The organism is Streptomyces sp. JB150, assembly GCF_011193355.1.
Classification (GTDB): domain Bacteria; phylum Actinomycetota; class Actinomycetes; order Streptomycetales; family Streptomycetaceae; genus Streptomyces.
The window spans coordinates 5,770,190-5,792,888 of the sequence record NZ_CP049780.1; the positions used below are offsets into that span (position 1 = coordinate 5,770,190).

Below are 22,699 nucleotides of genomic sequence, written 5' to 3' on the forward strand. Positions count from 1 at the left end.
TCCTGCTCGTGGCACGCCATCCGCTTCGTCCAGGTCGGTCGGCAGTCCTGGCTGGAGCGGGATCCGCAAGGCACCCGGGCCGCCCGTCCAGCCGGGGACCGACAGGCTGGACGGGCTCGCATCGGCCCGGCACGACCATCTCCTGAAGGAGCAGTCCATGACCGTCGCCCTCGACCGCCCCCTGAGCACCCGTACGCGGGATCCGAAGGAACTCCTCAACGCCGTTCAGCCCTGGATCAGGCACCTCACGATCAACGTGCTGGACGGCGGCATGACCCTCTGGGACCGCGAGGTGGCCCTGCTGCTGCGCGACCACACGATGGTCCACGACATGGCCGAACGCATCCTCGGAAACGCCGTCATGTACACCATCGGTTGCATGGAGCACCCGGAGGTCCATCTCGGGGTCGGCAAGCTCGTCGACATCGGCGTGCACCAGCTCATCCTCGACACGCCTGTGTGGTGGGCCCTCTGCGACGCGTACAACGAGGGCCGCTACAAGCACCACGCCCCGTTCATCGAGCGCCGTCGTGACGGTCTGTGCCTGCGCTCGGCGGACTTCCTGAAGTCCATCGGTTTCGACATCGACGAGGAGCTGTGGGCGATCGACGGCACGGACTGCTCGCCGTGCGACAACAAGGTCCCCGACAGCCACTGAACGGCCCTACCCTGGCCCCTGTCCCCCTGTCCTCGGTACCCGGGAGGGCAGGGGCCGGCCCTTGCGCAGAGGAACCGCCTTGCCCGCACAACACGACATCGCCGCCGAGACGGAGCTGTGGGACACGTTCGCCGCTTCCGCCTTCAAGGACGACGCGGAGCCGAGCTTCTGCTGGACCCAGTACGCCGGTCACGGACCCGGCCCGGAGCTGCTGGGCGACCCGCGCCGCGTGCTGGAGATCGGCTGCGGCACAGGCCGCGCCCTCGCCCACCTCGCCGAGCGCGGCATCGCCGCTCGGGGCGTCGACCTGTCTCCCGTCATGGTGGAGAAGACCACGACGAAGTGGGACGGCACCGGCGCGGAGTTCGTGTGCTCCGAGGTGCTGGAGTACCTGAGTGAGCACGAGGAGGTGTACGACGCGATCTACTCGATCTTCGGAGCCGCCTGGTTCACCGACCCGGGCCGTCTCTTCCCCCTTGTCCGCCGAAGGCTCAGGCCCCGTGGCGTCTTCGTGTTCTCGCAGCCGCCGGCCATCCCCGGCGCGTACGGGCCGCAGGGCATGTACAAGGGAGGCTTCGCCGGAAAGGCGATGTTCACCTACCGCTACAGCTACCGGCCGGCCGTCTGGGAGCGCCTGCTCACCCGGGCCGGGTTCGCCACGGCCGACGCGCGGGTGCTCGACGCGCCCCAGCCCGGGCACATCGGGACGCTCCTCGTACGCGCGGTCGCTCCGTGACGGACCCGCCCGCCCTCGACACGACAGCCGTCCGGCTGCTCGACGCGGCCGTGCCCGGCGTACCCGACGCCGGTCCGCACGATCCCCGACTGCGCCTGCCGGTACCTCACACGCTGGCCCTGCTGGGGCACATCGGCGGGCCGTCCGCCGCCGACGCCCTGGCCGTCGCGACCCGGCTGTCCGTCGCCCTGCACCGGACCGGTGACTACCTCTCCGCCTGGGAGGCCGCCCGGAACGCCGCGGACCTCGCACAGCGACACCTCGGCGCGGACCACCGCGCGGTCCTCGCCGCCCGCTCCAGGGCAGGGCGGGCACTGTTCCGGCTGGGCAGGTACGCCGAGGCGGCCGTAGTACCCACGGCGGGACCGGAGCGGCCCGCAGGGACGGTGCGCGAGAGCATATGGCAGGAGGGCGACGGGAGTACCGATGTAGGGTGCTGTGCGCAGGCCGTGCGGGTGACGTTCAGTACGAGGGGGACGAAGAGTGCAGACGCCGCGAAACCGTCCGACCTGAACCGGCCGACGCCGTGAGCGTCGTTCCCGCCCGGTCACCGCACGACCGGATCCGTCCCCGCCGCCGGCCAGGCCGGCCGGCCCGCCGCACCGGCCATCCGTATCTCTGACCCCCCACACCACCCCTCGGACCGGCCCCGGGCCTCGGCGGCGGACCCCGCACGACACCGAGTACGAGCAGCAGCACCGACCACCGTCAGGGAGAGCGAGAACCCGCAATGGCCCAGCCGCCCCTCCTCCGCGATGTCATCGACATCAAGGAGTCCATCTCCACCTCGGACTTCGTGCTGTCCCTCGCCGAGGCGACGACGCCCGAGGGTGCCCAGCACGCGCTGAAGGACTACGTCGTCACCGAGCGGCTGCTGGAGAACTTCGACGAGGCGCTGGCCCTCATCAAGGCGGCACTGGACGGGCACCGCTCCAAGGCGGCGTACCTGCACGGCTCGTTCGGTTCCGGTAAGTCGCACTTCATGGCCGTGCTGTACGCGCTGCTCAGCGGCAACCAGGCCGCCCGCGCCCGCACCGAGTTCGACCCGGTGCTGACCAAGCACGAGTGGCTGCAGTCGGACGGCAAGAAGTTCCTGCTGGTGCCGTACCACATGCTCGGCGCGAAGGCCCTGGAGCAGCGGGTGCTCGGCGGGTACGTGCACCACGTCAAGAAGCTGCACCCGGAGGCGCCCACCCCGCAGGTGTACCGGACGGACTCCCTCTTCGACGACATCCGCGCCATGCGCGCCAACATGGGCGACGAGGCCGTCATCCGCGGCCTGGGCGGCAGCGACGCGGACGACGGCGAGGAGGACGAGTGGGGCGAGGGCTTCGCCTGGACCCCGCAGCTCCTGGACACCGCGCTCGCCGCCGAGGAGAACCACGAGGCGGGCGTCCCGCTCAACCTGCGCAACCCCTCCACCCCGGCCGAGCTGCGCGCCAAGCTGGTCAACGACGCCAGTACGAACCTGCTGCCCGGCTTCGCCAAGAACGCCGCCGAGGACGAGCACGGTTTCATCTCGCTGGACGCCGGTCTGTCCGTCATCGCCGAGCACGCCAAGGCGCTCGGCTACGACGGGCTGATCCTGTTCATGGACGAGCTGATCCTGTGGCTGGCCACCCTCATTCACGACCAGAAGTTCGTGGCACGCGAAGCCAGCAAGATCACGAACTTCGTGGAGGGCGGCGACGCCCGCCGCGCCATCCCCGTCGTGTCGTTCATCGCCCGCCAGCGCGACCTGCGCGAACTGGTCGGCGAGGAGGTGTCCGGCGCGGCCGAGTCGTCCATCCAGGACACCCTGAACCTGGCCTCCGGCCGGTTCGACAAGATCACGCTGGAGGACCGCAACCTCCCGCAGATCGCCCACGCCCGCCTCCTCAAGCCCAAGGACGACGAGGCGAAAAAGCTCATCGACGCGGCCTTCGAGCAGACCAAGCGGGTCGGCCCGCAGGTGTGGGACACCCTGCTCGGCTCGGAGAAGGGCACCACCGGCGCGGACGCCGAGTCGTTCCGGCTGACGTATCCGTTCTCGCCGGCGTTCATGGACACCCTCGTCCACATCTCGTCCGCGCTGCAGCGCTCCCGCACGGGTCTGAAGCTGATGGGCCAGCTCCTCGCCGACCACCGCAACGAGATCCGCCTCGGCCAGCTCATTCCCGTCGGCGACCTCTACCCGGTGATCGCGGAGGGCGGTGACAAGCCGTTCACCGACAGCCTGAAGGTCGTCTTCGAGGCCGCTGACAAGCTGTACAAGACCAAGCTGCGGCCCTACCTGCTCAGCTCGTACGACATCACCGAGGACGACGTCGAGCAGTACCTCAACCGGCCCGAGACGATCACCGACCCGCAGCGCGCCAACCGCTGCCGGATGTTCGTCGGCGACAACCGGCTGGTGTGCACGCTGCTGCTGTCCGCGCTCGCGCCCAGCGTGCCCTCCCTGTCCGAGCTGACCATCCGGCGGCTCGGCGCGCTCAACCACGGCTCGGTTCTCGCCCCCATCCCGGGCGCCGAGGTCGGCATCATCAAGAACAAGGTCGCCGAGTGGGCCGCCCGGTTCCCCGAGATCAAGGAGACCGGCACCGACGCCAACCCCGGCGTACGGCTGGAGCTGTCCGGCGTCGACGTGGACTCCGTCATCGCCAACGCCCAGGTCAACGACAACCCCGGCAACCGGGCCGCGCTCGCCCGCCGCCTGCTGTCCGAGGAACTGGGCGTCGAACACGGCCAGTTGAGCGACCAGCTCCACTTCACCTGGCGCGGCACCGCCCGCACCGCCGAAATCGTCTTCGGCAACGTCGCCGACGAGGACGAGCTGCCCGACCACGACCTGATGCCGCAGGAGGAGGGCCGCTGGCGCATCGCCATAGACCTCCCCTTCGACGAGGGCGAGTGGGGCCCGGTCGAGGACGTCAACCGCATCCAGCGGCTGCGCGAGCGCCAGCAGGGCGAGCGGTCCCGCACCGTCGCCTGGCTGCCCGCACACCTGTCCGCGCAGCGCTTCGCCGACTTCCGGCGCCTCGTCGTCATCGACAAGGCGCTCGCCGACGAGCACCGCTTCGACACCCAGTACGCCGGCCACCTCAACGCCGACAACCGCAGCCGCGCCAAGGGCTTGCTCGAAACCCAGCGCGAGGCGCTGCTCAAGCAGGTCAAGGGCGCCTTCAAGCAGGCGTACGGTCTCGCCCAGAAGCAGGCCGCCGACGTCGTGCCCGACTTCGACGACCACCTCGTCGCGCTGCCCGACGTCGACGGCCTCACCCTGTCCTTCGGGCAGAGCCTGCACGACGGCATCCGGCACATCGCAGGCAGGCTGCTCGCCCACCAGTACCCGGCCCACCCCGACCTCGACCCCGACGCCACCGGCACCGCCGTCAGGCCCGCCGACGCCAAAAAGGTGTTCACCCACGTCCGGGAGGCCGCCGAGGCCCGGGACGGGCGGATCGAGGTCCCGGCCGCCGACCGCAAGCTCATGCAGCGCGTCGCAGGGCCGCTGCGCCTGGGACAGCAGAAGGAGGCGTACTTCGAACTGTCCCGCTACTGGGCCGACCACTTCCGGCAGCTCGCCAGCTCCCAGGGCGTCACCGGGGACCTGTCCCTGATCACGCTCACCGACTGGACCGACAAGCCCGAACCGCGTGGCCTGCCCGACTTCCTCGCCCGGCTCGTCGTCGCCTCCTTCGCCGAGATGGACGACCGGGTGTGGGTGCGCGGCGGCACCGTCCTCGACCCCGCGCCCGAACTGACCGCGATCAAGGACCACGACGCCCTGCGCAGCCAGCCGCTGCCCGCCGAGTCCGACTGGGACACCGCACGGCAGCGCTTCGAGGTGATCTTCGGTGCGAAGCCGCCCGCGCTGCGGCGCGGCCGGATGGTCAACCAGTTCGCCCGCCAGATCATCGACGCCGCCCACGCCCACCGCGACCACGCGGCCGACCTCGTGCACCAGCTGGAGACCCACGCCTCCTTCCTCGGCCTCGACCAGACCGCCGACACCGGGCGGCTCGCCCTCGCACGCCGATCCCTGCAACTGCTGGACACGCTCAAGGCGGAGGCCGGCAAGGGCGCGGCCGGGGCGAAGAAGACCGTGGAGGCCCTCGCCTCCTTCGACCTGGGCGAGACCAGCGCCGACCGGTACGGCACCTCCATCAAAAAGGCCCGCGCCGTTGCGGAGGCCGTCGCCTCCGCTCCGTGGAGCACCTTGGAACTCGCCGCCGGACTCGGCCCCGAGGGCGAGGCGCTGCTCGACTCGTTGCGCAACGTCGCCCGCGACGATCAGCGCACCGCCGACCTGCGCGAAGCCCTCGCCCGCACCCAGCGCGAGGTCGTCGCCCTGATCAAGCGCAGCCAGGCCGCCACCCCGCGGCCCGAGCCCGTAACGCCCCAGCACAGGGCCGACGACCTGCCCCTGGACACCCCGTCCAGCGATCCGCGCATCCCGTACACCCAGCCGCAGGAGACGCCTTCGCCCGTCCCGGCGAGCGGCGGCACGGCGCGGAAGTCCGGACACCGCAGCACGACCGTGCGCCGGGCCGCCGCCGACCTCCAGGCGGAACTGTCCGAACTGGCCGCCCGCCACCCCGACGCGACCATCGAGATCAGCTGGAAGGTCGTCGAATGACGGACACCGCCACCGCCGTCCCGGGCGCGGTCCGGCTGAACACCGCGACCGTCACCCAGTACCTGTCCTCGCAGACTTCCCTCGAAGACTCCCTCACCAGGGCCGACGGGGGCCGGCGCCGGGTCGTGCTACTGCGGTCCACACCCCAGTGGGACGGCCCCGCCGAACCCGTCTGGGGCGAGGGCCGTACTGCCGGCGTCGCGGTGGCACCGTCCCCGCTCGCCGTCCACGAACTCGTCCTCGAGCACCTGTCGGGCCGCCGCCCCGGGCCCGCCGTGCTGGTCGTCCTCACCGACCGCGAGCAGCACGAACTCGACCCGGCGATCCTCGCCCGCGTCCACAAGCTGCGCATCGACACGGTCGACAGCTGGGAGGTGGTCGGCGACGCGTTCGGCGCCCGGCAGATAGACCCGCGCCTGAAGGACATCAACTGGGCCGCCGAGGCATTGCTCGACGCGACCCCGCCCACCAGTGGCGGCTGGCCGCCCGTGCCCGGCGGCTGGCTGTCCCGCCAGTACGCCCTCACTGCGCTCGCCCAGCGCCGCCTGCGCCTGGGCCGCTACGACACCGAGGGCGGCCAACGACGCCCCGGCGACGACCGGCTCGACGCCCAGGCGTTGCTGCACTGGTCCACCCGGCCCGGCGCCCCCGAACGGTTCCTCGCCCTGCGCGGCGCCGAACGCGCCGGACTGGCCGCCTTCCTCGGCGAGGAGGACCAGGCGGGCCTTGCCGGACGCGCCCTGTTCGCCCTCGTGGAGGCCGAGCGCGGCGCGGACGCCGCCGCCTTCGGCCTCGTCTGCGCGGCCCTGTGGCAGCACGCCGAGCCCGCCCCCGAGACGTACCGGGCCCGGGGCCGCGCCGAACGCTACTTCGGCGACCGGCCCCCTGCGGACGGCGACCAGCTCGACGCCCTGGTGACCGTCTTCGGCAGGGCCGCCGAGGAGTACATCACCACCCTGCTGGCGGCCGGACACCGCACCACCGGCACTGACGCCGACCAGGCTCGCGAGGCACGCCGCACCACCGGCACCGTGCTCGACCGGGCCGCCGCGCTCGCCCGCCAGTTCGGCGCGGAGCAGGCCGTGGGGGCGAGCCCTGTCCTGCGTGGCGGACTCGAAGCCCGCTTCACCGCCGTCGGTCACGCCCTCACGGCGGGTGACCCGGGCGCGGTGGCACAGGCCGTACGACACTTGGAGGACCATCGGCTCGCAGCCGAGCCGGAGGAGTCCGCCCGCATCGAACGCGCCCGCATGGGTCAGCGCCTCGCCCGCTGGCTGGCCACCGACCCGCCCGCCGACGCCCCCACCGTCGCCGACGCCATCCAGCGGCACATCACCGAAACCGGCTGGGCCGACCTCGCCCTGGAGCACATCGAAGCCGGCGGCGACCCGGACCCCGTCCTCAAGACCGCCTATGACGCCCTCGGCACCCGCGTCAGGGACCGGCGCCGGCAGATCGATGCCTCCTTCGCCCGTTCCCTGGCCGCCTGGACCGAGGCCGGTACCCAGCCCGGCCGGATGCTCACGGTCGAGACCTTCCTCGATCGCGTGGTCGGCCCGGTCGTGCGACGCACCGGGACACGACGGGTGCTGCTGCTCGTACTCGACGGCATGAGCGCGGCCATCGCGAGCGAACTCGGCGAGGAACTGCGCCGCTCCTGGGCCGAATTCGACCCGCTGCCCGAGGGCGGCACGCCGCGCCGCCGGGCCATGGCCGCCGCCCTGCCCACCGTGACGGCCGTGTCCCGCACCTCGCTCCTGACGGGCACCTTGAGGAAGGGCACCCAGGCCGACGAGAAGCGGCTCTTCCCCACGCTGAAACTGTGGGGCGGGGCCCCGGCGGCCGTGTTCCACAAGGACGACCTGCGCACGGATACCGCGGGCGACACTTTCGGACCGGCGCTCACGCAGGCCCTGGACGACGGCCGGACCCACGTGGCCGTCGTCCTCAACGCCATCGACGACCGGCTCGCCAAGGAGCAGAAACTCGGCGACGGAGCCTGGCGGGTCGACGACGTGCCCGGACTGCGCGATCTGCTGCGGGTGGCGGCGGCCCAGGGCATGGCTGTCCTCCTCACCAGTGACCACGGCCACGTCGTCGACCGGCACGGCACCAAGGTCGATCCGGCCTCCGACCCCGACTCTGCCCGCCACCGCCCGCCCGGCGGCCCGCTCGCCGAACGGGAGATCGCCTTGACCGGGCCGCGCGTGGTGTGGCCTGAGCCCGGCGCGTCCATCGTCGCCCTGTGGGACGCCGACTCGCGCTACACCGCCCTCAAGGCCGGCTATCACGGCGGGGCCTCCCTGGCCGAATTCACCGTCCCGGTCCTCGCCTTCCTGCCGTTCGGGGCGGAACCCCCCAAGGGCTGGCGGGAGCTGGGCGACCAGCGGCCGGCCTGGTGGGCCCCGGAGGAGGCCGGAAGAACACCGCTGGCGAGCGGGCAGGATGCCCCGTCGGTGCCCGGCGCGATGCCCACCGCTCCCAAGAAGCCGACGGGCAAGTCGCAGAAGAAGCAGGCGGAACTCGCGCGGACGCACGAAGCGCTCTTCGAGGTGGAACTGACCTCCGGGGGGGACGACGCCCTGCTCACGCCAGTGGTCGTCTCACGGACCGAGGTGCTCGTAAAGGCATTGCTCGACTCGGAGACGTACCAGGCGCAGCTCGGTGGGCTGGCCCGCAAACCGCAGCAGGAGCAGGTGCACAAGGCGCTCGCCGCGCTGCTCGATGCCGGCGGCACCCTGCCCGTCACCGCCCTCGCCCAGCGCGCGGGCATGCCCACCAGCCGGGGCGACGGCTTCGCCGCCGTCCTGCGGCAACTGCTCAACTACGACGGTGTACAGGTCCTGGAAACCCTGCCGGACGGCCGTACCCTGCGGCTCCACGAGGCGCTGCTGCGTGAGCAGTTCGCTCTCGGAGCGCGCTGACGACACGTTCCGAGTGCCTCCCGGGACACCGGGAGGCACCTCGAGCGGTGCGTCCGGCACGATGAAGTCGCTGTTGTGACCTGGCCGCACAGGCCGAGCGATGAGGGTGCGAGGTGCGGGACACCTGCGCCGAGAAGGCCCGTGCCGCCCTCACCTCACGGCGCGAATGCCCGCAGCACCTTCGCGAACGTCGTCAGCTCGTCGAGCATCTCCTGCGGCAGCGGCTTCTCGTCGAAGTGGGCGATCCGGTTGCGAATGTCCTTCACCCGCTTCAGCAGGCCGACGAACTGCTCCCGGGGCATGTTGGGCCACTTCAGCGCCTCCCAGTTGCGGTCGGCCCGCTCGGCGAGGGACTGCTTCGTCTGGTCGCCGTCCAGGAGTTTCAGGTAGTCGCCGAACATCAGATCCGACACCTGGCCGGTGCGGCGCTCCGGCTTCCTGTTCGTCTGGACCGCCTTGATGGCCTCCGCGTCCAGGGCCGCGCCCAGGCAGCGGCGCAGCAGCGACTCGATCTCGCCCACGAGGAAGAAGGGACGCGCCGCCCCCTCGAAGCGCTCCGTGACGTCCGCGGCGGTGACGATGCCCGACAGGCAGCCGTCGTCGCCGCGGACGAGCAGGTAGCCGTGCTCGCGGATGACGGGGAGGGCGGTGAAGAACTCCTGGCGGGCGTCGGCGACGGGCAGCGAGTCCTTCTCCATCGCGTTGTCCAGCGTGGCCGGCTTCCCCGCCTCGTACATCTTGGCCACGGACCCCCAGGTCACGACCCCGTGGACCTGCGCCATGCCGGTGGTCACCGGCACCTGGGAGAGGCCCTTCGTACGCATGAGGAAGGTCGTCTGGGACAGGGGCGTCCCGGGACCCACGGACACCACGCCGCGCCGCGCCGACGGGATGTCGCCGAGGAGCAGCCGCTGCGGCAGGGCGTGCGAGGGAAGGGCCTCGTCCGTCGCGTCGGCCTCGTCGTCCGCGTCGACGGGCGCGCGCTGCGCGGGGACGGACGCCAGCGGCACGACCTCGACGGTGCTGCGCAGGCCGCACACGGCGAAGTCCGGCAGCGTGGTCAGCCCGGCGTCCGCCAGCGCCTGCGAGATCCGGTGCACCGAGCGGTGGTCGCGAACCCTGACCTGGAACAGGTCGAGGATCTCCTGCACGGACACGGTCCTGCCCTTGAGTGAGGCGATGTCGCGCTCGTCCGGCCTGGTCGTCATCGGGCGTCGCCCTCCGGCAGGTCGCGAAGCATCGTCCTCTTGCCCATGGCGGAGTGCACGAGTTCCTGCAACTGCTTGGAACGGTCGTGGTAGAAGCGCTCGTAGTCGTTTTCCCGCAAGGCGTCCGGATCGATCAGGTGGGTGCTCAGGACATCGTCGAACCACTCGGACCGCATGTCGGACGCGGCGATCATGGTGGACAGGTACGACGACGGCGCTCCTGTCATGTCCATCGCGGCACGGTAGGACAGGGGGGTCTTGTTCACGATAGAACTCGTGGGCAGGCCGTGGCTGTTACCCCGCCGGAACCACGTTTTGGGGAAGATCTGCCGGATGTCCACGCCGTACTCGTCCAGCCGGCCGGGACTGAGCGGGGCGTCCGTGTAGTGCCAGTCCACCGCTCCCTGCTTGATCAGCAGGGCGTAGATGCCCTTGTAGGCGGCGCTGTTGCGGGTGGTGAGGGTATCGAGGCGGTCGGCGAAGAAAAACGCCTCCGTGACTGTCTCGGGTGCCCGGTCGTCCTGTTCGATCCAGGGGACGAGCTGCTCGACGTCCTTGGTGAAGCGCGTCTCCGTGGAGCCGCCGTACATCTCTCCGAGCACGCCGCACCAGTACCACTGCTCGATCTTCTCCTGTGCCCCCATGCCGTCGGTCGCCGTGTCGAGAATGGCGCGGACGGCCGCGAGCGGGACAAGCTGCGTCTTGTACGGCAGGTCGGCCGGGCGGACGATGCACTGCCGCTCCAGGAAATCGCCCACCCATGCGAAGGCGTCGGCAAGCTTCGGCGCCAGGCGGACGAAGTCGGCCAGGGGGAGGTCCAGCAGATCGCGGCGCTTGCAGGAAACCGTCGCCCCGAGGCCCGCCTGCTTCCGCTCCCAGGTACGCACCAGCGCGATGGCCTGCAGGAAGTCGATGCTGCTCAGCCCGTTCTCCAGACCGCCCTCCAGGCGGCCGAAGACCGGGTACTTGCCCGCCAGCCCGTGCTTGATCTCCCGCCAGACCTCGGGAAGCTGGTAGTAGTCCCCGGTCCGCTCCACGTAGTCGCGGTCCCCGGCGTAAGTCGCGGTGAGCAGTTCGAAGACGTTCAGTGGCACGCCGCCCGTGTTGACCCGCTCGAACACCGCGCAGACGGCGTCCATGGACGTGGAGGCAGCCAGGCGGATCATCGGTACCTGGAAGGCGCGGACCTGCTGGAGGACGGCCTCGTCGAACTGGCCCCAGAGGTCCCAGTTCCGGTCCTCGTCCGCCTTGATGTACGCCTTCTTCCACTCGTTCACGCGCTGGGCGTCGAAGACGAAGTGCAGGGGGAAGAGACCGGCCGCGCATTCGGCCTCGGTGGTGCGCAGGTCCAGAACCACCGTGCGGTTGAAGTCCGTGCGCAGCACCCTGTCGGCCGGGACGGACACGATGGCCTCGTCGCGGTCCGCGGACGGCCCGACAGCCTTCGCGATGTCGATGTAGTACCACCGCTGGATGGGCTTGCCCCGGGCGTCCGCGGTCTCCACCGGAGCATCCAGCCACAGGGACTGGAAGAGGGAGGTGAGGCGCTGTTGCCCGTCCAGCAGCAGGAGATCGGCCTCGGGCTCCCCGTCCGGCCGTGCCCCGGTGAGAGTTCGGGACCTGAACCGGGTGGCGCCGCCGGTCTGCAGCGTCATCACAACACCGAGCGGATAGTCGAGTGTGACTGTCGCGATGATCGCCCGGATCCGGTCGTCGTCCCACTTCCAGTTCCGCTGGAAGTCGGGCAGTTGTAAGGAGCCCGAGGCGACGTCCGCCAGTACGTCCTTCAGCTTCACGTTGTCGAGCGCCGCCATGTGACTCCACTTTCGATGTTGCAGTCGGTACGGAGAGTGATTTCATCAGCGCTCTGCGGTGACCGTCAATCGATTCGCTGAAGAGCGGATTCGCTGCGAGCGCCGTACGGTCTGGGTGTCGAGACCTGCGAGTGACGGGCTCGCCGCGGTCTGCGTCGAACGCTGAGACAAGGGCGGCCCACGTCTCGTGGGCCGCCCTCGAAGCCCCTACACGTTGCGCTTCACATGGTTGAGCACGTTCATGCCCGCGCTGAGGACGGCGATGAACGCGCCACCACTGCTCGTAAGAGTCGCCAACGGGCTGACATCGAACGCCATCGTCGTGACGGCAGTGCCGAGAGAGATCACACCGGAGACGAGTGCCACGATGGTGATGTCACGCGCCGGGTGATGGCACGCCTGGTGGGTCGAGTGGGTCGACACCGTTCCTCCCATGACTTGTTGGCTCGCTTGCGGGAAAAGGGCACGGGCCACCGAAGTGAGAGCCCCTCCCCGCGACGCGCAGACGAGCTCTACGGAGCCCGCAACCAGCCGGTTGCTGATTGGAGTGCGCGTAACAAGTGAGTCAAGAGTCCTCCGGGAGAGCGGATATCGATATGCCGAACCCATCCTGCCTGTCAACGCCGTTGCAGCAGAAGCGAGTTGTGTGAGATGGCCGAATACCGTCGATAGGTTGTCCCGACTGTGACCTCCGCCCGGACGGCGACGGCCTCGATTCGCCCCGTGACCGTCACGAACGGTGAGGATGGCTGTGCGTACCGCGACATGCTCGGATCCGAACAGTAACGAACCGGGCATCAGGGCACTTCATCGAAGCCCTGGTGCGCCGGGAGATGGAACACTGGTCACCGTGAGCACCACCGGATCCCAGCGCCCTGCACAGGTCAGCGCGGCCCGCCGCCGTGTAGTCATCGACGCCTTGCGTCGCGGGGCCGTGCCCGAGAGCGGACTGGACCTGTTGGCCACCGGTCTCGACCGGTTCGAGGCGGCCCTGGACGCGGAACTGGACGCGGTGGCGTCCGGGGGGTCCGTCTTCAAGGCCGTGCGCGGCGAGTACGGGTCCGGCAAGACCTTTTTCACCCGATGGCTGGGGGAACGGGCCAAGCGCCGCAATTTCGCCGTCGCCGAGATCCAGGTATCGGAGAACGAGACACCGTTGCACCGGCTGGAAACGGTCTACCGGCGGCTCACCGAACGCCTCACCACCTCCAGCTTCCCGCCCAGCGCACTGCGGCCCGTGGTCGACGCCTGGTTCTACGCCCTGGAGGAGGACGCACTTGCGGCCGGCGCCAGCGAAGAGGAGCTGCCGGAGGAGGTCGAGAAACTGCTGGTCACCCGGCTTGCCGAAGTGTCCCGGCACGCCCCGTCCTTCGCTACCGCCCTGCGCGGTTACCGGGCCGCCCTCGCCGAGGGCGAAGAGGCGACCGCCGCGGCCGTCCTGGCATGGCTCGGTGGCCAGCCCCACGTCGCCGCCTCCGCCCGCCGGTCCGCCGGAGTGCGCGGTGACCTCGACCACTTCGGCGCCCTGGGCTTTCTGCAAGGGCTCCTCACCGTGCTGCGCGACTCCGGTCACACCGGGCTCTTCGTGGTCCTCGACGAGGTCGAGACCCTGCAGCGGGTCCGCTCCGACGCCCGCGACAAGGCGCTCAACGCCCTGCGGCAGCTCATCGACGAGGTGCACTCCGGCCGCTTCCCCGGCCTGTACCTCGTCATCACCGGCACGCCCGCCTTCTTCGACGGGCAGCAAGGCGTGCAGCGTCTGGCCCCGCTGGCCCAGCGGCTCGCCACCGACTTCACCACCGACCCGCGCTTCGACAACCCCCGCGCCGTGCAGATTCGGCTGCCCGGGTTCAACCAGGAGAGCCTGGTCGGTCTCGGTGTCACCATCCGGGACCTGTACGCGGACGCCGCCCAGGCACCCGAGCGGGTCCGAACGGTCGTCGACGACGCCTACGTAGCGGACCTCGCACGGGCCGTCGGCGGGGCACTGGGCGGGAAGGCTGGTGTGGCCCCCCGGCTGTTCTTGAAAAAGCTCGTCGGGGACGTCCTCGACCGGGTGGACCAGTTCGATGACTTCGATCCCCGGCGGCACTACCGGCTGACGGTCGCGAGTAACGAACTCACCGACGTGGAGCGGAACCTGGCTGCCACCGTCACGGCAGGGCACGCGTCGGCCGACGACATCGACCTGGAGCTGTGATGGTGGCTGCCGGCAGCCCGGCCGGGCAAGGTCCGGCCGAGGAAGGGGCCGATGTACTCGACCGGCTTGACCCCGTCGTCCTGCACCACATCGTCAACACCCTCGGCTGGCCCGACCTGCGGCCTCTCCAGCGGGCGGCGATCACCCCGCTCATGGACGGAGAGGACGCCGTATTGCTGGCGCCGACGGCCGGCGGCAAGACCGAGGCTGCCTGCTTCCCTCTGCTGTCGGCGATGACCGAACAGCAGTGGACCGGCACCTCAGTGCTGTACCTGTGTCCGCTCAAGGCGCTCCTCAACAATCTGGTCAACCGTGTCGACACGTACGCCCAGTGGCTGGGACGGCGCGCAGCCCTCTGGCACGGCGACACCAAGGAATCGCAGCGCCGGCGCATCCGCACCGAGGCTCCGGACGTTCTGCTCACCACGCCCGAGTCGCTCGAGGCGATGCTGATCGGAGTCAAGACCGACCACGCCCGCATGCTGGGGAGCGTACGGGCCGTCGTCGTCGACGAAGTTCATGCCTTCGCGGGGGACGACCGGGGCTGGCATCTGCTGGCAGTGCTGGAACGGCTCGAGCGAGTCACGGGGCGGCCCATCCAACGCGTCGGTCTCTCCGCGACCGTCGGCAACCCGGAACAGTTGCTGCACTGGCTGCAGGGCGCGAGCGCGGGCAGCCGCACCGGGCGCGTCGTGGCCCCGGGGGTGAGGCCGCCCGCATACGGCAGGGAAGGTCACGACCGACAACCCACCGCCCACCAATCCGTGCGGCCGACGGGCGAGGTGCAACTCGACTACGTGGGCTCCCTCGACAACGCCGCCAAGGTCATCGCCGCCCTGCACAAGGGAGAGAAGCGGCTCGTCTTCTGCGACTCACGTCGCCAGGTCGAGGAGCTGGGGGCCGCGCTGCGCGCCCGCGAGGTGACCGTCTTCCTGTCCCACGCCTCCCTTTCCGTCGATGAGCGCACTCGTTCCGAGCAGGCGTTCGCCGAGGCACGCGACTGCGTCATCGTCTCCACCTCCACCCTCGAACTCGGCATCGATGTCGGTGACCTCGACCGCGTCATCCAGATCGATTCACCGGCCACCGTCGCCTCCTTCCTGCAGCGCGTCGGCCGCACCGGCCGACGCCCTGGGACGGTACGCAACTGCCTGTTCCTCTCCACCCGCAAGGAAACGCTGCTTCAGGCGGCCGGGCTGCTGCTGCTGTGGTCGCGAGGCTGGGTGGAACCGGTCCTGCCGCCACCCGAGCCACGCCACCTCGTGGCCCAGCAACTCCTTGCCGTCACCCTGCAACAGCACAAACTGGGCGACCAGATGTGGGACCAGCAGTGGAACGGCCTCGCCCCCTTCGACCGCTCCGCCGCACCCATCCTGCACTTCCTGACCGAGGAGGGTTTCCTCGACAGTGACGGTGGCCTGCTGTTCGTCGGACCGGAGGCGGAACGCCGCTTCGGCAAGCGGCACTTCATCGAACTCACCGCGTCCTTCACCGCGCCGCCCCAGTTCACCGTCCTGTCCGGGCGCACAGAGATCGGCCGGACCGACCCGACCGTTCTCACCGAGGAACGACCCGGCCCACGGCGGTTGCTGCTCGGCGGACGCAGCTGGCAGGTCACCTACATCGACTGGCTGCGCAAGCGGGTGTTCGTCGAGCCCGCTGACGGCGGAGGCATTGCCAAGTGGATGAACGGCGGCATCGCGGGCCTCTCGTACGCCCTGACGCGCGCCATGCGCGAGGTGCTGCTGGGCGCGGACCCGCCAGTTACCCTCACACGGCGCGCCGAGGCGTGTCTGGCCGAACAGCGCGAGACCGACGCACCCGACACCGTGCACCCCGGAGGAACTCTCATCACACGTGTAGGCAGCGACGTGCGCTGGTGGACCTGGGCCGGATACCGCGCCAACGCCACCCTCGCGGCCACTCTCCCGTCGGTCACCGACCCTCTGCAGCGCCCCACCGACTGCTGGGTGCGGCTGCGGGAGGACCTCACCCCGGCCGACTGGCATGCGGCGCGTGAGGGTGTCGGTGAGAATCTGGTCCTGCCCGACGTGGACCGCCGGGCCGTACGTGGCCTGAAGTTCTCCGCCGCCCTCCCGGAGCGCCTCGCCGTCGCCACAGTGGCGAGCCGCCTGGCCGACTTCCAGAGCGCCCGCGCGGTGCTCGGGGAACCCGTGCGCTTCCAGCACGACAGGTGAATGCGGACGGACCGGTCGAAGGCAGCCCGTAGGGCGGGATCGCCTGGCTGTCTCAAAGCCGTCGACGCAAGATCAGCCCCCTCTACGCTCGGACACGTACCGCGACGCGAAGGAGCCGGAAGCGCAATGGCCGACCAGCGAGTTGTGATCGTCACCGGTGGAGGTACGGGCATCGGGGAGGCCACCGCTCGGCTGCTCCGGGAAGGGGGGCACCACGTGGTGGTCTCCGGGCGTCGGAGTGAGCCGTTGCGGCGGCTGGAGGAGGAGATCGGGGTCCTCGCGCATCCGTCCGACGTGGGGGAACCCGAGGCCGCCGACGGTCTGGTCCGGGCGGCCCTGGACGCGTACGGACGAGTCGACGGCGTCGTGCTCAACGCGGGGATCGGGCGCGGCGGGAGCGTGGGCGACCTGTCGCTGGAGGACTGGGACGAGGTGATGCGCACCAACGTCACCGGGCCGCTGCTGTTGCTGCGCGCGGCGATCCCGCACCTGGTGGAGGCGAGCGGGGCGGTGGTCGCCGTCGCCTCGGTCTCCGCGCTGCGCAACGGTACGAGCAACGTCCCGTACGCCACCTCCAAGGCGGCCCTGCTGCAGCTGTGCCGGTCCGTCGCCGTCGATTACGGGCGTCAGGGGGTGCGGGCCAACATCGTGTGTCCGAGCTGGGTGAGAAGCGAGATGGCCGACCGGCGCATGGCGCGCTTCGCCGCGGAAGCCGGACTGGAGGGCGATGGCGTCCGGGCCGGGTACGAGGAGGTGACCAGGGTCCTTCCGGTGGGGCGGCCGGGTGAGCCGCGCGAGGTCGCGGAGGCCGTCGGCTGGCTGCTGTCCCCTGCGGCGTCGTATGTGAACGGCGCCGTGCTCACCGTCGACGGCGGGGTGACGGCCCTGGACCCCGGGACGCTCGCGTTCGACTTCCAGCTCGTGCCACGCCGTGGCGAGGTGGCCGGCACGCCGGAGTGACCCGCCTCGCGGTCAGAGCCGGTGGGCGGGAGCGGGGCAGGCCAGCGCGTCCGTCATGGACGGCCACAGCCGGGCGATCCCGAGCAAGGTTTGCGGGCTGCCGTGCACCACGCCGGGCAGGGGGCGGGGGACGGACGGGGGCGTGCCCGCGAGTTTGGCGCGCCGGGCCTGGCCCAGCGCTCCGGCGAGGGCGGCCGCGGCGAGGCGATCGGCTCGCACGCCCGCCCGCCGGGCGTGCCGGTGGGCTTCCTCGTAGGCGCCCGGCTGGACGTACTGCTGGAGGTCCAGGAGCGCGTCGTACGTCTCGATGGTCTGCCTGTGCGCCTGCAGCGGGAGGGGGGAGCGCGGTCGCAGCACCTCTTGGAGTCTGGTCCGCCGCGGTGTCGCGAGTGCCACGTGGGGCACCGCCGCGACAAGATCGCGCCATAGCGGCCAGAGCTGCCAGGTGACGCGCAGAGCGGTCCAGGTGCGGGCGAGGGCGGTCGCGGTGGGGACCAGCAGGGACGCCGCCCGGACGAGGCCGTGGACGCCGATGATCAGGGACAGGTAGGGGAGCAGGGCGGGGGTTCCGCCGCACAGGTGCCAGAGGTAGCCGCACCAGAAGACGAACGCGAGGACGCTGCCCACCGCGAACAGCCGCAGCGACCAGACGAGATCACGGTCCGCCGTGCGCAGGCTGTAGCGCCAGCAGACCACGACGGCGACGGCGTCACCGGCCAGGTGGGCGACGACGAGGAGCAGCCAGTACGCGGACGCCGGGTCGGCCGGGCCCTGGAGGGACGGGCTCGCCTCGCGCAGGTGGTCCGTCTGGAGCCGGTCCAGGACCAGCAGCGCCCCCATGGCCGCCGCCAGTCCCACCAGCACGGACAGCCGCAGACGGCGGGCACGGGTGGAGCCGACCATGAAGAGCAGGACCAGGCCGGCGCTGAGGACGCCGATCAGGTTGCGGGTCAGGGCGATCGTGTGGACGTCCAGGCCGGCGTCCGTGAGGGGGCCGGTGATCCTCGGCTGGAAGAGGGTGATGGCGGTCGCCGCGGCCAGGACCGTGAGCCACAGTCCTCGCTGGTGGGGCCGGCGCAGCGCGGGCCGGGCCCGCACGACGAGGGCGAACCACAGGGCGAGGACGCTGCCCACCCCGACCTGGTCGGCGAGCTCATGGGCCGGCATCGGCCGTCACTCCCAGGAACGCGCCGAGTCGTCCCAGCGGGCCGGCCACCGGGCCGGTCCCGCCCGCGCTCTGGACCGGGCCCGCGCTCTGGAGCAGGCTGGCGATCATCTCGGCCTCCTGTTCCTCGGCGGTGGTGTAACTGGTGCGTGCCCGCAGCCGTTCGACGAGGCGGGGCGCCGGACCGCCGATGAGCCGGTCCGTCAGCTCCTCGTCCCGGACCGTGACGCCCCGGTGGTGGTCGCACAGCACATGGCCGATCTCGTGCAGGATGATGTGCTCGCGGTGCAGCGGCGCGGTCCGGGCCTCGTAGAAGACGTAGTCGGCGTCGTCGGTGCCCAGCCACAGACCGCAGGCCCCGGCGATCGCCGCCTGTTCGGGCAGTTCCCTGATGACGAGCGGGCGGCCCCTCAGCTCCTCCACCCGCTCACGGATCGCGTCGAGGGACATCGGCCGGTGCATCCCGAGGTCACGCAGAATCGCCGCGCACTTGCGCTGTAACTCGGCGTACTCGTCTCTTTCCCTCACCTGCCGTCGCAAGGTGGCCAAGTCCTCCCTTCACGCGCGATGTCCCTCCGGCGCCCCGTGGGCAGGACGCGGCCCTCAACTTAGGCCGCGGCGCGCTTCCTTGCACACACCCGCCCGGCCGGTGCGGTCCGCTTTGGCTCAAAGCTTCTCCTGGGTCGCGCGGGGGGTGTGCGAGGCGGGTGACGCGGCTACTTCGTCGCCCCCTGCGCGAACCCGTTGTAGATGTAGCGCTGGAGGAAGAGGAACACCACCAGCGTCGGGACGATCACCAGGACCGTCCCGGCCGAGATGTGTTCCCAGTGGGCGCCGAAGGGGCCCTTGAAGCGGAACAGCGCGGTGGAGACGGTGCCCAGGTCCTCGGACGGCATGTAGAGGAACGGGATGTAGAAGTCGTTGTAGACGGTGATGCCCTTGATGATGACGACCGTGGCGACGGCGGGCTTCAGCAGGGGCAGGATGATCTTCCAGTAGATGGTGAGGGAGTTCGCCCCGTCCAGGCGCGCGGCCTCGTCGAGGGAGACGGGGATGGACCGGACGAACTGCAGGAAGACGTAGATCGAGACGATGTCCGTGCCCATGTAGAGCAGGACGGGCGCCCAGAGGGTGTTGAACAGGCCGAAGCTGTTGACCACCTGGAAGGTCGCCACCTGGGTGGTGACCCCGGGGACCAGGGTGGCGATCAGGAACAGCGCCATCACCGGCTTCTTCGCCCGGAAGTCGAAGCGGTCGATGGCGTACGCGGTCATCGAGCCGATGAGGACCGTGCCGGTGATGGAGAACAGCAGGATGAGGCCGGTGTTGGCGAAGGCGGAGAGCATCTCGCCGTCGGTGAACGCCGTCACGTAGTTGCCGAAGTTCAGCCAGTCGCGCGGCAGTGACAGGGCGCCGCCGTCGGCCACCTCCTCGGATGTCTTCAGGGAGGTGAGGAAGACGACGACGAGCGGGATCAGGACGATCAGCGACGCCAGGATCAGCGACAGGTACGTCAGGGCGGGCGCGAGGCGGCGGCGCCGGGCGGGCGCGGGCGTGGTCATACGAGGTCCACCTTCTCGTCGGGCACGAGGCGGCGCTGGATCCAGGTGATCAGCAGGATGATCAGCAGCAGGACGACGGCGGCCGCAGACGCGAGCCCCGTCTTGTTGAACTGGAAGGCGAGCTTCACCGTCTGGATGACGAAGGTCGTCGTCCCGGTCGCACCGCCGGTCATGATGTACGGGATCTCGAACACCGCCAGGGAGCCGGAGATCGCCAGGATGACGCTCAGGCTGACCACCGGGCGGATGCTCGGGGCGATGATGTGCCGGAACTGCTGCAGGCGCGTGGCCCCGTCCAGCTGGGCCGCCTCGTACAGTTCGGCCGGGATCGACTGGATCGCGCCGAGGAACAGCACGAAGTTCAGCCCGGTGAAACGCCAGACGGAGACCCCGGCCAGCGAGGTGTTCGCCGAGGTGGGGTCGCCGAGCCAGGCGTGGTCGGAGCCGGCGCCGAACCAGGACAGCACCGCGTCGAGCGTGCCGCCGTCCTGGAAGAAGTACAGGAACACGAAGCCGATCGCCACGCCGTTGATCAGGTAGGGGAAGAACAGGATCCCCTTGAACAGGTTGCGGAAGCGCAGGTCGAAGCTGAGCACGGTCGCGAAGTACAGGGCGACCGCGATCTGCACGGCGGAGGCCGCGAGGTAGAAGAAGCTGACGAAGAACACCCGGAACAGCTCGGGACGGGTGAGGATCTGCCGGTAGTTGTCGAAGCCCGTGAAGTTCCGGTCGGGGCTGACACCGTCCCAGTCGGTGAAGCTGTAGTACAGCATGTTGCCCACCGGCACGTAGGTGAACGTCACCAGCAGGACCAGGGGGACGGTGAGGAAGAGCCACGGCGTGAGGCGGCGGAGCGTTCTGCCGCGCGCCGCCGCCCGGCCCCCGGGGAGGGCGGCGGCGCGCGGCACCTTCGCGGGTGCCGTGTGGGTCGTCGTCTCGGTCATCTCGGGCCTTTCATCGTCCGCCGGTCCGCGCCGGGCGGCCGGCCCCGGCCGCTGGTCCGGGCGGGGCCGGTGACGGAGAGGGTGGAGGAATCAGCGAGGGGTGGGTGCGTGCGTGGATCTGGCGGGGAGTCGCCGAGGGTCAGGGACCCACGGGGGCCACCGGTCGTCAGGACCCCACGCCGGCCGCCGCCTCGTTCCACCGCTTGTCGAGGTCCGCGAAGAAGTCCGCGCGGCTGCCCTGCTGCGCGCCGCGCGCGGTGTCGACGAGCTTTTGGCGGTAGTCCGGCTTGTTGAGACCGATCTCGGCCGCGTTGTCGATGGCGTTCACCGCGCCGGTCTCGGCCTCGGAGCGCTCCAGGAACTTGACATCGTTGTCAACGAACTCGGAGAGGGTGTCCGGCATGGGAGCGGACCGCAGCGCGGGCACCGCGCCCTCCTTGGCCGGGTAGCCGGACTTCTCGGTGAACCAGTCGATCCAGGCCCGCGCGGCGGTCTTGTGGTCCGAGTGGACGTTGACCGCCTGCTGGTAGTCGGAGGCGAGCACGGCGCAGTACGTGCCGTCCTCGCGCGCCGGGAACGGCATGAAGCCGATGTCGTCGGGGTCGGTGCCGGCCTTCTTCGCCGCGGCCCGCATCTGGGTGATGGCCCACGAGCCCAGCTGCATGGTGGCGACCTTCCCGCGGGCGATCAGGGTCTTGGACGCCTCCCAGTTGGTGGTGTTGGGGTCCTTCTCGGACAGGCCGCCCGCCACGATGTCGTACAGCAGTGAGTCGATCGTGTGCAGGTCACCGCCCCGCTTCCACGGGGACACGGGCCCGGCGAGCTTGTCGTTGGCCCGGGCGTCGCAGGTGACCGAGCCGATGTTGTTGCTCCACGCGGTCAGCGGCCAGCCGTCCTTGAAGTTCGTGTAGTACGGCACCGCGTCCGTCCTGGACTTGATCGCCCTCAGGTCCTCGACGAACTCCCGCGGCGTGGTGGGCCAGTCGGTGATGCCGGCCTTCCTCCAGACCGCCTTGTTGTAGAGGAAGCCGTTGGCGGTGCCGAAGGTGCTGATGCCGTAGACCTTGCCGCCGACCTCGGCCTTGTCGCTGAACCGGTACTTGTCGCCCAGTTCGCCGGTGGTGCCCAGCGGGGCGAAGAACGTGGGGTAGTCGTTCTTGGCGACGGCGGCCGGGATCATCAGGACGTCGCCGTAGTCGTCGGTGTTCATCCGGATCTTGACCTCGCCCTCGTAGTCGGTGAGGGCCTCGAACGTCACCTTCACGTCGGGGTAGGTCTTGTTGAACTCGGCGGCGTACGCGTCCATCGTCCCGTTCTGCACGAGGTCGGTGCGATGGGTCAGGACCTTGATGGTGCCCGAGGCCTCGGCGGGGTCGGCGGGTGCCTTCGCCGTCTCACCGGATGCCGCGCCCTGGCCACTGCATCCCGCGACGGTCATGATCGCGGCGGCCAGAAGCGCTCCCGTGAGCGTCTTCTTCTTCCCCATGTGCCCAGCTCCTTCAGGTTGCGGCTCAGCTCTGCGGGTGGGATGTCGGCACTATGTCAGTCCGGCGTTAACCGGTAAAGCAAGGATTTCGAGCGCGATGCCTAATCGTTACCGGAGGGCGGGGCGCCACGGGTCTCACGTGCGATGACTACTACTTCCTGGATGATCTTCAGTCGCTAGACCGGTTTATGGACAGGGGCTCGTCAGCGGGCTAGGTTGACCGCCG

The 22,699-nt window shown here is 70.3% G+C and carries 16 protein-coding genes; 8 read left to right on the forward strand and 8 right to left on the reverse strand.

The window, feature by feature from the left end:
• Positions 1-157 precede the first annotated feature (157 nt).
• From G7Z13_RS26560 to pglZ, 5 genes are all read left to right on the forward strand, one after another.
• A complete protein-coding gene (locus G7Z13_RS26560; RefSeq protein WP_166002740.1) occupies positions 158-658 on the forward strand; it encodes a hypothetical protein in 501 nt (166 codons plus the stop codon).
• A gap of 79 nt (positions 659-737) precedes the next feature.
• Positions 738-1,394: a class I SAM-dependent methyltransferase gene (locus G7Z13_RS26565; protein WP_166002741.1), complete on the forward strand. Its 657-nt coding sequence runs from the start codon at positions 738-740 to the stop codon at positions 1,392-1,394.
• Positions 1,391-1,924: a tetratricopeptide repeat protein gene (locus tag G7Z13_RS34235; protein WP_346768000.1), complete on the forward strand. Its 534-nt coding sequence runs from the start codon at positions 1,391-1,393 to the stop codon at positions 1,922-1,924. The genes G7Z13_RS26565 and G7Z13_RS34235 overlap by 4 nt, the downstream gene beginning before the upstream one ends.
• Positions 1,925-2,124: 200 nt before the next feature.
• On the forward strand, positions 2,125-6,012 hold the full coding sequence (locus G7Z13_RS26575) for a phage resistance protein (RefSeq protein ID WP_166002742.1): 3,888 nt from the start codon (positions 2,125-2,127) through the stop codon (positions 6,010-6,012).
• Positions 6,009-8,936: a BREX-2 system phosphatase PglZ gene (gene pglZ, locus G7Z13_RS26580; RefSeq protein WP_166002743.1), complete on the forward strand. Its 2,928-nt coding sequence runs from the start codon at positions 6,009-6,011 to the stop codon at positions 8,934-8,936. Before G7Z13_RS26575 ends, pglZ begins: the two co-directional genes overlap by 4 nt.
• Before the next feature lie 155 nt (positions 8,937-9,091).
• On the opposite strand, the gene G7Z13_RS26585 is transcribed toward pglZ, so the two are convergent.
• From G7Z13_RS26585 to G7Z13_RS26595, 3 genes are all read right to left on the reverse strand, one after another.
• The gene (locus tag G7Z13_RS26585) at positions 9,092-10,144 is read right to left on the reverse strand and encodes a CBS domain-containing protein (protein WP_166002744.1); all 1,053 of its coding nucleotides are present in this window, start codon (positions 10,142-10,144) and stop codon (positions 9,092-9,094) included.
• Positions 10,141-11,958, reverse strand: coding sequence for a DUF262 domain-containing protein (locus G7Z13_RS26590; RefSeq protein WP_166002745.1), 1,818 nt, complete (start codon positions 11,956-11,958; stop codon positions 10,141-10,143). Before G7Z13_RS26590 ends, G7Z13_RS26585 begins: the two co-directional genes overlap by 4 nt.
• A gap of 207 nt (positions 11,959-12,165) precedes the next feature.
• Positions 12,166-12,381 carry a hypothetical protein gene (locus G7Z13_RS26595; protein ID WP_166002746.1) on the reverse strand — a complete coding sequence of 72 codons (216 nt, stop codon included), beginning with the start codon at positions 12,379-12,381 and terminating at the stop codon, positions 12,166-12,168.
• 427 nt (positions 12,382-12,808) lie between these two features.
• Here G7Z13_RS26595 and brxD point away from each other — a divergent pair, with 427 nt between their 5' ends.
• The 3 genes from brxD to G7Z13_RS26610 all read left to right on the forward strand — a co-directional run bounded on the left by brxD (position 12,809) and on the right by G7Z13_RS26610 (position 17,316).
• Positions 12,809-14,158, forward strand: a complete 1,350-nt coding sequence (gene brxD / locus G7Z13_RS26600) for a BREX system ATP-binding protein BrxD (RefSeq protein ID WP_166002747.1) — start codon at positions 12,809-12,811, stop codon at positions 14,156-14,158.
• A complete protein-coding gene (locus G7Z13_RS26605) occupies positions 14,158-16,356 on the forward strand; it encodes a DEAD/DEAH box helicase (RefSeq protein WP_166002748.1) in 2,199 nt (732 codons plus the stop codon). Before brxD ends, G7Z13_RS26605 begins: the two co-directional genes overlap by 1 nt.
• A gap of 126 nt (positions 16,357-16,482) precedes the next feature.
• The gene (locus tag G7Z13_RS26610) at positions 16,483-17,316 is read left to right on the forward strand and encodes an SDR family oxidoreductase (protein WP_166002749.1); all 834 of its coding nucleotides are present in this window, start codon (positions 16,483-16,485) and stop codon (positions 17,314-17,316) included.
• A 12-nt stretch (positions 17,317-17,328) separates the two neighbouring features.
• On the opposite strand, the gene G7Z13_RS26615 is transcribed toward G7Z13_RS26610, so the two are convergent.
• The 5 genes from G7Z13_RS26615 to G7Z13_RS26635 all read right to left on the reverse strand — a co-directional run bounded on the left by G7Z13_RS26615 (position 17,329) and on the right by G7Z13_RS26635 (position 22,473).
• Positions 17,329-18,483 (reverse strand): MAB_1171c family putative transporter, encoded by a 1,155-nt coding sequence (locus tag G7Z13_RS26615; protein WP_166002750.1) that lies wholly within the window; start codon positions 18,481-18,483, stop codon positions 17,329-17,331.
• Positions 18,470-19,009: a regulator component gene (locus G7Z13_RS26620; protein ID WP_166002751.1), complete on the reverse strand. Its 540-nt coding sequence runs from the start codon at positions 19,007-19,009 to the stop codon at positions 18,470-18,472. The genes G7Z13_RS26615 and G7Z13_RS26620 overlap by 14 nt, the downstream gene beginning before the upstream one ends.
• 188 nt (positions 19,010-19,197) lie before the next feature.
• Complete coding sequence (locus G7Z13_RS26625) at positions 19,198-20,043, reverse strand: carbohydrate ABC transporter permease (RefSeq protein WP_166002752.1); 846 nt, start codon at positions 20,041-20,043, stop codon at positions 19,198-19,200.
• Complete coding sequence (locus G7Z13_RS26630) at positions 20,040-20,987, reverse strand: sugar ABC transporter permease (RefSeq protein ID WP_166002753.1); 948 nt, start codon at positions 20,985-20,987, stop codon at positions 20,040-20,042. Before G7Z13_RS26630 ends, G7Z13_RS26625 begins: the two co-directional genes overlap by 4 nt.
• 166 nt (positions 20,988-21,153) lie before the next feature.
• Positions 21,154-22,473, reverse strand: coding sequence for an ABC transporter substrate-binding protein (locus G7Z13_RS26635; protein WP_166002754.1), 1,320 nt, complete (start codon positions 22,471-22,473; stop codon positions 21,154-21,156).
• Between the last annotated feature and the right edge of the window lie 226 nt (positions 22,474-22,699).

Excerpts from the sequence above, each read along its gene's own strand:
- G7Z13_RS26560 (WP_166002740.1), top strand. The coding sequence starts at position 158 with ATGACCGTCGCCCTCGACCGCCCCCTGAGCACCCGTACGCGGGATCCG.
- G7Z13_RS26575 (WP_166002742.1), top strand. The coding sequence starts at position 2,125 with ATGGCCCAGCCGCCCCTCCTCCGCGATGTCATCGACATCAAGGAGTCC.
- pglZ (WP_166002743.1), top strand. The coding sequence starts at position 6,009 with ATGACGGACACCGCCACCGCCGTCCCGGGCGCGGTCCGGCTGAACACC.
- G7Z13_RS26585 (WP_166002744.1), bottom strand. The coding sequence starts at position 10,144 with ATGACGACCAGGCCGGACGAGCGCGACATCGCCTCACTCAAGGGCAGG.
- G7Z13_RS26590 (WP_166002745.1), bottom strand. The coding sequence starts at position 11,958 with ATGGCGGCGCTCGACAACGTGAAGCTGAAGGACGTACTGGCGGACGTC.
- G7Z13_RS26605 (WP_166002748.1), top strand. The coding sequence starts at position 14,158 with ATGGTGGCTGCCGGCAGCCCGGCCGGGCAAGGTCCGGCCGAGGAAGGG.
- G7Z13_RS26610 (WP_166002749.1), top strand. The coding sequence starts at position 16,483 with ATGGCCGACCAGCGAGTTGTGATCGTCACCGGTGGAGGTACGGGCATC.
- G7Z13_RS26615 (WP_166002750.1), bottom strand. The coding sequence starts at position 18,483 with ATGCCGGCCCATGAGCTCGCCGACCAGGTCGGGGTGGGCAGCGTCCTC.
- G7Z13_RS26625 (WP_166002752.1), bottom strand. The coding sequence starts at position 20,043 with ATGACCACGCCCGCGCCCGCCCGGCGCCGCCGCCTCGCGCCCGCCCTG.
- G7Z13_RS26630 (WP_166002753.1), bottom strand. The coding sequence starts at position 20,987 with ATGACCGAGACGACGACCCACACGGCACCCGCGAAGGTGCCGCGCGCC.
- G7Z13_RS26635 (WP_166002754.1), bottom strand. The coding sequence starts at position 22,473 with ATGGGGAAGAAGAAGACGCTCACGGGAGCGCTTCTGGCCGCCGCGATC.